This window comes from Vibrio sp. JC009 (assembly GCF_029016485.1).
GTDB lineage: Bacteria > Pseudomonadota > Gammaproteobacteria > Enterobacterales > Vibrionaceae > Vibrio.
Window position 1 is genome coordinate 71670 of record NZ_CP092107.1, and the last position, 13496, is coordinate 85165.

Genomic DNA, 13496 nt, shown 5'->3' on the forward strand with positions numbered 1-13496 from the left:
GTTAATATTATTCATTTACACTGAAGATGGGTCTGTAACCCAGGGGTGAAAGTGAATCTTCAATACTTGCTTCACGTACGTTCTCCGGGGTAAGGGGTTCAATAACAGGCCCCAGCTTCTGATCGTACGCGTTATCTTCAAAATAGCTGGCGACCTGCTGCATGGAATATCTTCCCTGCAGCACCATTTTATCGGTAGAGGCAAACTGAACTTTGTTACGCAGTAGTCCCCGGTATACACCATGACTTAAGTAAGTGGAAATCAGCCCTACTTTACGGCCTTTCAGCTCGCTAATCGCCGCTTCAATGGAAACCGCCCCGCCGACGATATAGTCAATGTCTGGCTGCTCCAGCACTTTCTGCACCAGGTTTCGCTGGATCTCTTTGTCGTTATCGCCCCAGAATTTGCTGACGACGAGTACATCAGAGCCGTCAATGGCATCATCAAAGCCCTGTGTCGCAGGTTTAGTGCCACCCGTATAGCGCGGGCCAAGCAGTCTGGCTACTTTGACAGTTCCGCTTCCGGCCGGGTGTTTGTCAGCCAGATATTTCCCGGCATTGTAGCCCATCCAGTACCAGTCAACACCGACTTCTCCGTAAAACTGAGGACGGTCTTTTATTCCGACACTCAGCCTGTTGACTGTGGCAAAAAGAGGGGTATCACCAATCAGCTTATTGATTTGATTTACGTATCCGGTTGGATCAACCGTTCCAAGAATAATGGCATCCGCTCCCCAGTGATAGCAGTCGACAAGCTGCTGCCTCTGTTTATTCAGGTTTGGGTATCCGCCGGCTTCAAGAACCTTAAGCTTATAACCATGGCTTCTGGCCTCTTCCACCATACCGTAGTTAACCGACAGCCAGTAGGAATCCTTAAGGTGAGGATAAATTGTACAAACCTTAGGCCCGACATAGGCATATGCCTGGCTGCTGAGTACGGCCAGAGCCAGTGCGGAAAGGGTATTTATCACTCTTTTTACATTCATTTCAACGAGATCATTGGTTTCATCGGAAAGACACTGCAAAATATACCGTATAGATTCCAATTAAAGAAGTCTCCTTGTCAGGTATTGTCTATGTTGTTAGCTCCCGCCAGTATCGGCAGAAAACTTATGTTCGCCTTTTTTGCTATGGCGGGCCTGCTGATCGTGGCTGTAACCATTGGTACTTCGGGTTTTACCTTTGTTGCCAAAACCGAAAGAAAGGTGGTGAACTCGGCCATACCTGCCATGCTTGAAGCCCGTGAAGTCGCCGGCCTCAGCTCAAAGATTACCTCTTCTGTGCAGATCCTTGCTAATGCGCAGAGCGAAAACGAGAGAAGAGAGTCGGGCCAGCTGCTTTTCAGTCAACTGGATATTTTACTTAATCATATTCAGTTGCTGGGAAGTGATTCCTTCGATAGCGACCTGCTGAGCGAGCTGGAGAAAAACGTTCAGAGTATTATTGATACCATTGCTCAGCTTGGTCTGGCGGTTCAGCAGAAACTGGCAATGGAGTACGAACTGTCGCTCCTGGTAACGGAAATGCGCCAGTTGTCCGTTGAACTGGAAGAGCTCACCAGAACTCAGGTGAGAAATACCAGCACCATTGCGGTGGCAAACATCACCCAGTTGTATGAACTGGTGGAAAAGCAGGAGTCAGAAAAGGTATTTAACGCTCTGGATACGCTGGTTGAAGTGGATTTAGATCTGGCGGAGAGGCTTCATGAACTTCACCTTCTTGCTTTTCAGATCCTGGCGCATATCGAAGAAGCAAGGACGGTAACCAACTTTGACCGTATCCAGCAGATAAGCTCAGAATTTGATACTAATCTGCAGATTATGGAAAAGCGGGTGCGTTCGGTGGAGGACCCGACGCGCTCAGAGCAGATGTCAGCTCTTTTAGCCGAGCTAAGAAAACGTCAGCGAGTGTTTACCCTGCTTAATGACAGGTTCGCAACCAACCAGAGCGCACAGAAGCTGAAAACTCAGACTCTTGAAGAGTTCGAAAATCTGAATACCACGGTTAACCTGCTTATCGATGAATCCAACGAGGTGACCGCCAATGCCGTTTCGGAAGTGACTCAGACACTTCAGTATGCGAAATGGACACTGATTATTCTTTCCCTTGCCGGGCTGCTTGGTGTCAGTTATTCGATCTGGCGAATCGTGTATCTTTCTGTGGTGAAAAGGCTTCATAACTATTCAGATGCGCTGCGCTCCATCGCCAACGGAAAAGTGGATTTTGAACTCAAGGTAAAAGGAAAAGATGAAATCGCCCAGATGGGACGGGCGATTGTCACGGCCAGAGATACGGCAAAACAGCTCCAGATTGTGGCTGAGAGTGAAGCGACGGCGAAAAGAGAGCTTGAGCAGCATAAAGCGCAACTTGAGGATACGGTTGAGGAGCGAACCAGGCAGTTGCGTAAAACCAACAAAAAACTGAACGAAGAGGTAGAGCAGCACGCCAAAGCCCGAACCGAAGCGGAACAGGCAAACAGAGCGAAAAGCGCCTTCTTGTCTACCATGAGCCATGAGATAAGAACGCCGATGAATGGCGTTCTGGGGACGGCGTCATTGCTGAAATCCACCCGTCTGGATACCCAGCAGAGTCACTATGTGGATGTGATTAACCGCAGTGGTACCAACCTGCTGGCAATTCTGAACGATGTTCTGGATTACTCCAAAATCGAAGCGGGGCACCTTGAGATCCGGTATGCGCCATTTAATGTCTCTGAACTGGTTAACGATATTTTTCAGCTTCTGGAAAGCCGTGCAAATGAGAAGGGGCTGGGATTCCATAAGCAAATTGAGCAGGACGCACTGGGTTACTGGCTGGGCGATGCAACCCGGATAGGTCAGGTACTGAGTAATCTGCTTGGAAATGCGATTAAATTTACCTCATCCGGGGATATCGACCTGTATATCTGCCCGGATCCGGAAAGAGAAGGGCATATGCTCTATGAAGTGTCTGATACCGGGATTGGCATCAGCGAGCAGGATATGGGCAAGCTGTTTAACGTCTTTTCCCAGTTGGGTACTGAGGAAGCCAAAGTCGGAGGTACGGGGCTAGGGCTGGCGATCAGTCAGAAGATTGTTGAAGCTTTTGGCGGAGTTATTGGCGTGGAGTCTGAGCCGGAGCAGGGAAGCCGCTTCTGGTTTTCTATTCCGCTGCAGCAGTCGGAAAAACCGGCTGACGAGATCTCGGAGAAGGTGCCTGATAAGAACTACAAAGCGAGAATTCTGATGGTTGAGGATAATCAGGTTAACTGTCTGGTGGCTGAAGGCTTTTTGTCTCTGGACGGGCATGAAGTTGTGATAGCCGAAGATGGCGCTTCCGCGAGAGAGCGTTTTGCACAGGGTAAGTTTGATATCGCTCTGCTTGATATTAACCTGCCCGATTGCAACGGTGTGGAGCTTCTGCAGCAGTTAAAAGGCATTGAAGCGGAAAAGCAGCAGGAGACGATTCCTTTTGTTGCCGTTTCCGCTCATGTGTTTAATGAAGAGGTGGAGAACTACCTTAACGCCGGGTTCAATGCCTATATTCCGAAACCTTTAGATAAGGAGCGGCTGAAAAATACCCTTCAGGCTTGTCTGGAAGGGCGTGAACTTATCCTGGAGCAGCTTCCGGAGAGTCAGGCTGAGAATGCAGAAACCATGGTTGATATCAGCGTGCTGACAGCAGACAGAGAGGTTTTGGGAGAGAAGAAGATAAGGGAATTACTGACGTTATTTATTGAAAGCAGTGCTGTTATTCTTCAGGGATTAGATGCGGCTTCTGAGCAGGAAGATAACGCAGAGGTGAAAAAACTGGCCCATAAACTAAAAGGATCGGCTGCATCTATGGGGATGACACAGGTATTCCGGATCTGTCTGGCGACAGAAAGCGCTGAGCATCCGCTTGAGCAGTATCGTGAAACAGAAGCAGAGCTGAAATCGGTGCTTTCAGAGTCGGTTGAGGTTCTGAAAGAAGAATTTAACTGGATTAGTCTGGACTGAATCTATCAGGACTGATACAGCGATTTAACCAGACCTGACAGATTGTGCTATCTTATTTTTGCCCCTTTGCGTGATAGAGTCGTTACTCAGTGCAGATCATAGCACGGAGTTTTAACGTACATTTCCTAATAGCTGGCTGTTGAAAGGCGGTGCTCAATTTCTCCCAAAAGTGTTCATGGAAGGCGCTCCGAGCAAGAACTTTAAGCCTGCATCATTATGCAAGTTCGCTGGGAGGAATAGCTCACCTATGGACGAAGCGACTTACGCGCTCTGGCTTAAATCCACCTATCGGATAACTTCTGGTATCCCAAAACGCAATCAGGCACCGCTGTTCGCAGTGCCTGATATGGAAGAAAAGGACATATGAGCACCAGCATGCTCATGAAGCGTACTTCAGTAAATGCAAAGTTACGCAGCTATATGATTCGTTGTACTCGTAAATAAATTCATCAATATAGGCGATTTAATATTTAGTTGATTTGCATTAAATAAAACTCAGCAGGTCCTTCAATTGAGTTACCTTGTATAATTGATCCCCTTCTTCAAACGCTTCGTCTTCGTGAGTAGCATGAGCAAAGTAGAGTGTTTTCACTCCCGCCTTAACACCAGCCTCAACACCGACAAGCGAGTCATCGATAAATAAGCACTCATCTGAAGAGACAGACATTTTATCCATTACATAATGGATAAGGCCGGGATCCGGCTTCCAGACATTAGCATCAAAGGCGCTGAATATCCGTCCTTCAAAAAAGTGGTACAGATCTGTTAGCGGCAAGGTAACTTCCATTTTTTCAAGCGGTGCATTAGATGCGATACAGATAGCAATCTGGTTTTGCAGCAAGGATTCAAGTACCTCTCTAACACCGTCAATTGGAGTTAGAAACTCTGTAAATAGTTGGTTGCATCGAACGCGGTAGCGTGAAATTAATTGCTTTAGTCCTTCACCCTCAAGAAGGGTTTCATTATCTATCAGGCTGCTCAAAATATAGTCGATCTTCATACCCTGGTAGTTTTTCTTGAGCCAGTCGTACTCAACCTGTATACCAGCAGAGTCTAGAATATCTACTTGTGCCTGTATGCACAGCTTTTCACTGTCAATTAAGGTACCGTCACAGTCAAAAATAACGCACTTGACAGACTTTCTTTTATTCATTCTCTTAGCCTTTTGAAATAAGAGCAGAGTAATTCGCTGCATCCGGAGTAAATTGTATTAAGCACTTTCCCGTATCATCAGCTCGTGAGGTAATACCTTCTGCGAGCTATCGAGACTCTTTCCTTCAATCAATGCGATAACAGACTCTACTGCCAGCGCCGCCATCTGTAACCTGGGAGTGCGAATGGTCGTCAGCCTTGGGGTAATCACTTCAGCAAAGTCAAGGTCATTAAAACCAACGATATCTAGTTCATCTCCTACCTTTACCTCCAATCTTTGACACTCCATGATGGCGCCGGCTGCGAGGTCATCGTTTACAAAAAACACCGCTTCAGTTTCCGGCCAGTTGCTTAATATCTCCACTATTGCCTGAGCTCCGTTATGAAAAGATGTCCGTTCTTTGATATTGATAAACCGGTGCTTTTCCAATCCGTGCTTTTCCATCGTAGCTTCCCAAGCTTCTTTCCGGAGTTGTGCCCGTCGGTCAAGCCAGGTGGAACAGAAGGCGATGTTTTTACGCCCCTTGTTTATCAGGTATTCCGTCAACTCGGTTGCTGCAGCAATCTGATCCACACCAAAGTTGGCATTAAATGTCGGGTTATCGAGCACATCCATTATTTCGATTACCGGCAAGCCGGCATTTTTTATCAGTGTCCGGGACTTGGACGAATGATTGGTTTCAGTAAGGATAAATCCGTCAACATTATGCTGAAGGAAGTTTTCTATTACCTTTTCTTCACCCATCAAGGTATAGGTCGAGTCTCCAATAAGCAGATTGTAGCCACTATCTTCACACTTCTTCTTTGCAGTGCTAATGATTTCTGAAAACACCGAGTTGGTAAAACTTGGTACGATAAGTACGATAGAACGGCTGGAAGAAGAAGCCAGCGTTTTCGCCGCAACATTAGGAATATAGTGCAGAACCTTACACGCCTCCTGAACCTTAGCGTGAACTTCAGCAGAGACCCGACCGGGATTGTTTAACGCTCTAGAAACCGTTGATTTATTAATACCCAAATATTCTGCAATATCTGAGATGGTTGTTCTTTTGTTCATCTGTCACCATCTTATTAGAGAATGCACCCTAAAAGGTGCATTCCATTATTATTTCCTTACTGAGGTGTGGCCCAGCTCATCGCCCCATTACTAGGATGGTCCAGTGCCAAGCGCAAAACATCAAACAACTCCCTGTCTGCCCAGCTTTTGGAACCACGCATTTCTGTACTCTCAGCGGTCTGTTCAACATTGTTGAGTAGTCCACTAATTCCATCAACCTCAACGAGTTCACCATCTTTGATTTGCCCGATGGAGCCTCCTTTTTGCGCTTCCGGAGTCACATGTACTACCGCCGGAACCTTTCCTGAAGCTCCGGACAAGCGGCCGTCTGTAATTAGTGCAACCTGATAACCTTTGTCGTAGATATTACCCAGTAAAGGAATTAACTTATGCAATTCCGGCATACCGTTTGCGACCGCGCCCTGATTTTTAACCACCACAACAACATCCTGCCAAAGCTCATCATTCTGATAGGCATCATATACCGCTTGCTGACTGTCAAATACACGAGCCGGTGCTTTAACGATACGTTTTGATTCTGCAACAGCTGATGTTTTCATGATCCCCTGGCCAAGATTGCCCTTAAGCAGTTTGATCCCTCCGACAAAATCAAATGGCTGCTCTGTCGTAGCGATAATGTTTCTGTCCGTTACAGGGCGTTCAGCACTAAACACCTGGACGGAGATGGTTTCACCGTTGTAACATGGAGCATTACCATGTAACAACCCAGCTCGCAGTAACTCAGCCATAACGGCTGATACCCCACCAGCATCATGAAACTGATTCACATCAGCAAAACCGTTAGGATAAACCTTAGCTAAGAGAGGGACGATGGCAGAGAGTTTGTCGATATCTTCCCAACATAAATCGATCCCGGCCGCTCTTGCTATCGCCACAAGATGCAGAGTGTGATTGGTTGAGCCACCGGTTGCCAGCCAGACAACACATGCATTGATAATTGACTCTTCTGTAATCAGTTCGTACAAAGGTAATGCACTTTCACTAAGTATGCCCTCAACCACTTCTTTTATCACTTCTGACTTCCCGTCACAAGCTTTACTTAGTCCGCTGTCAACCGGTTGCAACCCGAGCGACTCCAGCATAACCTGATTAGTATTCGCGGTTCCGTAAAACGAGCAGGTGCCCTCACTGTGATAACACTTGCACTCTGTATCAAGCAGTTGTTCTGTGGTTATTTTACCGTTATGGAAATCTTGCCGGGCTTTCGATTTCTCTGAGTTGCTTATCCCGGTTGCCATCGGGCCGGAAGGCAGGAAGCAGGCCGGAATATGACCTCTAGATAGGGCGCCAATCAACATCCCCGGAACAATCTTGTCGCAGGTCCCCAACAGTACTACCCGGTCTGCAGTTGAGCAGGAGAGAGGGATCGCGGTTGACATTGCGATGATATCCCGGCTCATCAGTGACAACTCCATACCCTGATACCCCTGCACAACACCGTCACAAATGGCAGGCACCCCTCCGATAAATACTGCGCTGTGCCCCAGTTCAGCACTGAACGACTTAATCTTGTCTGGATAATGAGCATAGGGGGCATGCGCCGATACCATTTCATTATATGAACTGATGATTCCCAGAGTAAAACTGGACTTCTGACGCATAATTGTACGCCTGTCTGTATCAATAGCAGCAAGGACGTGAGCAGCGTTGCTTGGTTCAATAGAGTGTGTGGAAAGTTGATGACTCTTAATCTCTTTCAGACGCGAGAGGTATTTTTCTCTGTATACCACACTGCGCTTTTTCAGTGATTCTGTGATTTTCTTTAGTTGCTGGTTACACATAATTTGCCTCACTTAGCACGTCAAGCGCACGGTCAACTACACCATCTATATCACTGTCGTCGATGGAAACCTCTACATAATCGATCTGCTCATCGTTTGTAGGTTCAACAAGCACATCAAACTGACTCATCAGCATTTCATCACCATTAAAGTAGTGTCCTCCCCGATTTTTCATTCGCTCGCTTATTATCTCAAAAGAACCTTTCAGGTAGATAAATACTACATAATCTTTAATACTTTGCTGCAGTATCTGCCGATATTCAGGTTTTAAACAGGAACAGGCAACAACCAATGCCTCATTAGACTTAATGCACCCGGTTGCCAATTCGTTTAGTGTCTTTAACCAGGGTAATCTGTCATTATCAGTCAGTGGAATGCTGTTTCGCATCTTAGCAACATTTTCGGGCGGGTGATAGTCATCAGCATCAGCATATCTATATGATTTTATTGTCGATATACTCTCACCAACACTACTCTTACCACATCCTGAGACCCCCATCACAAAGAATATCTTTTTGTTTTTCATTTTGGCCTATCTCACATTTTTGTTAACTAATGCTTCAAATATAACCGATCTAAACCTAATATGGCAAGCGGTTGCCATGATTAATAAGATTTAGCTCAAACAGATTTCAGCAGGAATTAAGATGGAAGTGAAAGCGATAAAAGTATCTGGGGAGCACCAGGTAAATATTGAAAGTACTTCACTGGAGGTTGCAGCCGGTGAAACGCTGGTAAAGGTCACCCGGGGTGGAATATGCGGCTCCGATATTCACTACTACCAGCATGGTGGCATTGGTGATTTTAAGCTTCAGCACCCTATGACACTTGGTCATGAAGTGATAGGCCGCATTGCAGAAACTGGTCAGAGTGTGGCTGTTAACCCGAGCCGCCCATGCGGCAAATGCTCGTACTGCCTGGACGGAAAATCAAATCAGTGTATTGATATGGAGTTTTTTGGCAGTGCGATGCGCAATCCTCATGTGAACGGCGGTTTTGCAGAGTATGTCAAGGTCAGAGAAGACCAACTGGTTCCGTACGATGACTCTGTAAGTGAAGACGTGATGGCGTTTGCAGAACCTCTGGCCGTTGCAATCCATGCGGTTAACCAGAGTGGTGGTGTTCTGGGGAAAAAGGTACTGGTTACTGGGTGCGGCCCTATCGGTTGCTTAATCATAGCCGCATGCCGTGCTGCGGGAGCCAGTGAAATAGTCGGATCCGATCTGACTGAACGATGCAGGAACATCGCCCAGGAAATGGGTGCAGACAATACCTACTCACCAGTTGACGAAGTGTCATCTAAGTACAGTGCCGACAAAGGCTACTTTGATGTTTCCTTTGAAGCGTCAGGCGCAGTACCGGCCTTTCATTCCTGTATCGATATGACAAAGGCCGCAGGCTCACTAGTCCTCGTTGGCATGAGACCGGGAATGGTGGATTTCCCGCTAACAAAATGCCTGGCGAAAGAGATCAACGTGCGAGGCACATTCCGCTTTGTAAGTGAATTTGAAACATCAGTCAGATGGTTAGAAAAAGGCAAGGTAAACCCTCTTCCACTGCTGACAAAAGTGTTTCCGTATATGGAAATCCTGGATGCTTTAAAACTGGCCGAAGATAAAACTTTGGCAATGAAAGTTCAATTATCATTTGAGGACTAAAATGAAAAACTTATTTGATCTAACAGGCAAGCTGGCACTGGTGACTGGCTCTGCTCAGGGTATAGGAAATCTTCTGGCAAAAGGGCTGGCAGAACACGGTGCGACGATTATAGTCAATGACATCACACAGGAAAGAGCTGACAAAGCCGCTCAGGAATTGTTGGATATGGGCTACAAAGCGCATGGCGTTGCTTTTGATGTAACCAATAAAGGTGAGATTGAAACCTCGGTTACCCATATCGAAGAGAAGTTGGGTGAAATCGATATCCTGGTTAACAATGCTGGCATCCAGCGCCGTCATCCTTTCCTTGAGTTTCCTGAAAAAGACTGGGATGACGTTATCCGGGTAAACCAGAAAGCCGTATTTCTGATGATGCAGGAAGTCGGCAAACATATGGTGAAAAGAAAGCGCGGCAAAATCATCAATATCGGTTCAATGCAGAGCGAACTGGGCCGTGACACCATTACCCCGTATGCCGCTTCAAAAGGTGCGGTAAAAATGCTGACGCGCGGCGGCTGTGTTGAGCTGGCCAGACACAACATTCAGGTCAACGGAATCGCTCCGGGATACTTTATTACTGAATTAACCAAGCCTCTGGTTGATAACCAGGAATTTACAGAGTGGCTGTGTAACAGAACCCCTGCTAACCGCTGGGGAAATCCAGAAGAGTTGATTGGTGCTGCCGTTTATCTGTCAGCTCCTGCTTCTGATTTTGTAAACGGCCACCTGTTATTTGTAGACGGCGGAATGCTGGCTGCTGTTTAACTGTACTACTCCAATAACCTATATACCTATTTATGTGAAGGTACACTATGAAAATTAAACAACTTACCCTTACTCTTTCTTCCCTGCTCCTTGCTGGTTCGGCGCTGGCTGCTGATATTAACTTAAAGTTCCAGAGTTCTAACTTCACTGGTGAACAAGTTTATACCATTCAGAAAAAATGGGCTGATAGTGCGGAAGCATCATCTAACGGCCGTATCCATATTGACCTGCTCCCTCTGGATGCCGTATTGAAGTCATCCGATATGCTGACCGGTGTTCGAAATAATATTATCGATGGCGCGGTGGCCACAGCGGCAATGTACTCCGGTGAAGATCCGGGCTTCGGACTGATTGGTGATACTATTTCCGCCTGGAATAGCGATGAAGATATTCTGAAGTTCTACTACTATGGCGGTGGCTTTGAAGTTGTTGATAAAGTTTTCCAAGCCTATGGTGCAAAACTCATTGGTGTATCCGTAACCGGTGCAGAGTCTCTGCCATCAAAAATCAAGATGGAAAAGGTAGAAGACTTTAAGGGTGTCAAAATGAGAGCACCATCTGGCCCGATTCAGAAACTGTTCGCTCGCATGGGTGCAGCACCAGTTGGCCTACCAGGCTCTGAAATTTACACTGCACTTGAAAAAGGCATTATCGACGCAGCGGACTTTTCTACTCTTGCGAATAACCAGAAACAGGGCGTGCATGACATCGCAAAATACCCTATCTACCCAGGTATCCACTCCTCACCAGCTGTACATACTGTGATGAACCTTAAAAAGTGGAATGCGTTGTCTGAAAATGATCAGACATTCCTGCTCAACCACTTCAAGGGGATGGCGATGGATTCGCTGCTTCAGGCACATTATGAAGATCAGATCGCTTATGGCGAAGCGCTTAAAGACGGCGTGACACCTGTTGCCTGGAGTATCGAAGAAAAAGAAAAAGTAAGAAAGTACGCGAAAGAAATCTGGAAAGAAATTGCTGATGACTCTGAAATCGGCAAGATGTACTACGATACTCTGCTTGATTTCCTGGGTACCCAGGGAATGCTATAAGGTAATTATTTTTCGACTAATCATTACCTTAGTGAGTAGCGGCCCAGCCGCTACTCACTAGAGAGTGGAGATTTAATAATGAATTTAAACCATATAGATAAGATTGATAAGTTCTTCATTAAAATCGGAGAGTGGGTTTCAGTTTTGTTTTTTATTGTTGTTGCCATCGGTTTTTTTGAGGTTGTAATGCGTTACATATTTAACAGCCCGACGACCTGGGTGCATGAAACAACAACCTTTATCGTCAGTATCGCGCTTTTATATGGTGGTGTTGCCTGCTATGCGGACAACAGACACATCCGTATGGAGTTTATTCGCCAGAGTTTCAGTAAAAAGACACAGTGGTTTCTGGAGTTAATTGTTGAGCTACTGATGCTACTGTTTATCTCCATGCTAACTTATGGCTCGTACTGTACAACAAGAGACGCATTTATATCCCCGTTCGGCAAATTTAAAATGCAGACCTCTGGTACGGTTCTGGATACGCCTTTTCCAGCGTTGAATAAAGGTTTCTTCCTATTTACATGTATTGCCATCTTATTACTCAGTATTCTGCACCTTTATCGTCATATCCTTCTGCGCGAAAAGCTGATAAAGCATGAGTTCATCGACGGCGGTAGCGCCGAACCTGCTAACGAAAACAATCAAAATGGTGAAACAAACAGTAAACTAGTAAAGGACGGAGGTAACAATGCTTAGTGTAATAGGTATTGGTACAGTAGGGATTGGAATGGCAACTGCGTTTATTTTTATCGCCATGATTTTCCTGTTGTTTATTGGTATGCCACTCGGTTTCCTTACCGGCCTGGTTGCCTTATCATCATCTTATCTGTGGTTTGATACTACCAGCATTATGCAAATGGTTGCCTCCAGGGTTACGGACTTTACCTCATCCTACACCTTTGTTGCCGTGCCTATGTTTGTATTAATGGCAACCATGCTGGATAAAACCGGAATTGCAAAAGATCTCTACAACGCTATGCGGGTTATTGCTGGCCGAATGCGTGGTGGTGTTGCTTTGCAAAGTATGGTCGTAGCTGTGTTGCTGGCCTCAATGTCAGGCATTATCGGTGGTGAAACTGTATTGTTGGGAATGCTTGCCTTGCCTCAGATGCTGAGACTCGGTTACAACAAAAACCTGGCCATCGGTACTGTTGTAGCGGGTGGTGCGCTCGGAACAATGGTTCCTCCAAGTATTGTGCTTATCATTTACGGTATGACTGCGAACGTCTCTATTGGTGACTTGTTTCTGGCCTCTGTTCCTGCAGCCTTGCTGCTTTCCGGGCTTTACATGATCTACATCTTTGTGCTGTGTAAGATCCGCCCTGAATATGGTCCGGCAATGGATCAGAGTGAGCTGGATAACCTGACTCGGGAAGACAAGAAAAAGATCGCCATGGATATTGCCATCCCGGTAGCTATTGCTGGCTGGATACTGGGTAGTATCTACGGGGGTGTTGCATCGGTGACTGAATCGGCTTGTGTCGGTGTTGTAGGTGTTATTTTGGCTGCCTGGCACCGAAAAGAACTAAGCAAAGCCATCGTCGCGGACGCTCTGAAGCACACTATCAAAACCGTAGGCATGATTATCTGGGTTGGTATTGGTGCAACAATGATTATAGGTGTATACAACCTGATGGGTGGTGATAAGTATATTTCAGATATGTTTGTCGGTCTGGATGCACCACCGATTGTCACTATCCTGATCATGATGGGCGTACTGCTGGTACTGGGTATGTTTCTCGACTGGATCGGTGTTGCCATGCTCACCATGCCAATCTTTGTACCTATCATTGTGACTCTCGGTTTTGACCCTGTCTGGTTTGGTGTGCTGTTTTGTGTAAATATGCAGGTATCCTTCCTTAGCCCGCCATTTGGACCGGCAGCATTTTATCTTAAGAGTGTCGCGCCGAAAGGCATCGAGCTAACAGATATCTTTAAATCCGTATGGCCGTTCATCACCATGCAGCTTATTGTGCTGGCCACCCTTCTGGTTTATCCGGAACTTGTAACCGCACTGCTTTGAGGTC

11 protein-coding genes are annotated in these 13496 nt (G+C 46.3%); 6 read left to right on the forward strand and 5 right to left on the reverse strand.

Annotated features, from left to right (window positions below; genetic code table 11):
- Window positions 1-7: 7 nt before the first annotated feature.
- On the reverse strand, window positions 8-985 hold the full coding sequence (torT, locus tag L3Q72_RS15225; RefSeq protein WP_275133781.1) for a TMAO reductase system periplasmic protein TorT: 978 nt from the start codon (window positions 983-985) through the stop codon (window positions 8-10).
- A 90-nt stretch (window positions 986-1075) separates the two neighbouring features.
- Here torT and torS point away from each other — a divergent pair, with 90 nt between their 5' ends.
- Complete coding sequence (gene torS / locus L3Q72_RS15230) at window positions 1076-3976, forward strand: TMAO reductase system sensor histidine kinase/response regulator TorS (protein WP_275133015.1); 2901 nt, start codon at window positions 1076-1078, stop codon at window positions 3974-3976.
- A gap of 484 nt (window positions 3977-4460) precedes the next feature.
- Here the strand turns inward: torS and L3Q72_RS15235 are convergent, their stop codons facing one another.
- Genes L3Q72_RS15235 through L3Q72_RS15250 form a run of 4 tightly spaced genes read right to left on the reverse strand, consistent with a single transcriptional unit; the run spans window position 4461 to window position 8513 of the window.
- The gene (locus L3Q72_RS15235; RefSeq protein ID WP_275133016.1) at window positions 4461-5129 is read right to left on the reverse strand and encodes an HAD-IA family hydrolase; all 669 of its coding nucleotides are present in this window, start codon (window positions 5127-5129) and stop codon (window positions 4461-4463) included.
- Window positions 5130-5186: 57 nt separating this feature from the next.
- A complete protein-coding gene (locus L3Q72_RS15240; protein ID WP_275133017.1) occupies window positions 5187-6185 on the reverse strand; it encodes a LacI family DNA-binding transcriptional regulator in 999 nt (332 codons plus the stop codon).
- Between the two features lie 56 nt (window positions 6186-6241).
- The gene (locus L3Q72_RS15245) at window positions 6242-7987 is read right to left on the reverse strand and encodes a dihydroxy-acid dehydratase (protein ID WP_275133018.1); all 1746 of its coding nucleotides are present in this window, start codon (window positions 7985-7987) and stop codon (window positions 6242-6244) included.
- A complete protein-coding gene (locus tag L3Q72_RS15250) occupies window positions 7980-8513 on the reverse strand; it encodes a gluconokinase (protein WP_275133019.1) in 534 nt (177 codons plus the stop codon). Before L3Q72_RS15250 ends, L3Q72_RS15245 begins: the two co-directional genes overlap by 8 nt.
- 121 nt (window positions 8514-8634) lie before the next feature.
- Between L3Q72_RS15250 and idnD the strand changes: the two genes are divergently transcribed.
- The 5 genes from idnD (at window position 8635) to L3Q72_RS15275 (ending at window position 13492) form a co-directional block, all read left to right on the forward strand.
- On the forward strand, window positions 8635-9645 hold the full coding sequence (gene idnD, locus L3Q72_RS15255; RefSeq protein ID WP_275133020.1) for an L-idonate 5-dehydrogenase: 1011 nt from the start codon (window positions 8635-8637) through the stop codon (window positions 9643-9645).
- Between the two features lies 1 nt (window position 9646).
- A complete protein-coding gene (gene idnO, locus L3Q72_RS15260) occupies window positions 9647-10411 on the forward strand; it encodes a gluconate 5-dehydrogenase (protein ID WP_275133021.1) in 765 nt (254 codons plus the stop codon).
- A gap of 47 nt (window positions 10412-10458) precedes the next feature.
- Window positions 10459-11466, forward strand: a complete 1008-nt coding sequence (locus L3Q72_RS15265; protein WP_275133022.1) for a TRAP transporter substrate-binding protein — start codon at window positions 10459-10461, stop codon at window positions 11464-11466.
- Between the two features lie 78 nt (window positions 11467-11544).
- Window positions 11545-12165, forward strand: a complete 621-nt coding sequence (locus tag L3Q72_RS15270; protein WP_275133023.1) for a TRAP transporter small permease — start codon at window positions 11545-11547, stop codon at window positions 12163-12165.
- The gene (locus L3Q72_RS15275) at window positions 12158-13492 is read left to right on the forward strand and encodes a TRAP transporter large permease subunit (RefSeq protein ID WP_275133024.1); all 1335 of its coding nucleotides are present in this window, start codon (window positions 12158-12160) and stop codon (window positions 13490-13492) included. Before L3Q72_RS15270 ends, L3Q72_RS15275 begins: the two co-directional genes overlap by 8 nt.
- Window positions 13493-13496: the final 4 nt, after the last annotated feature.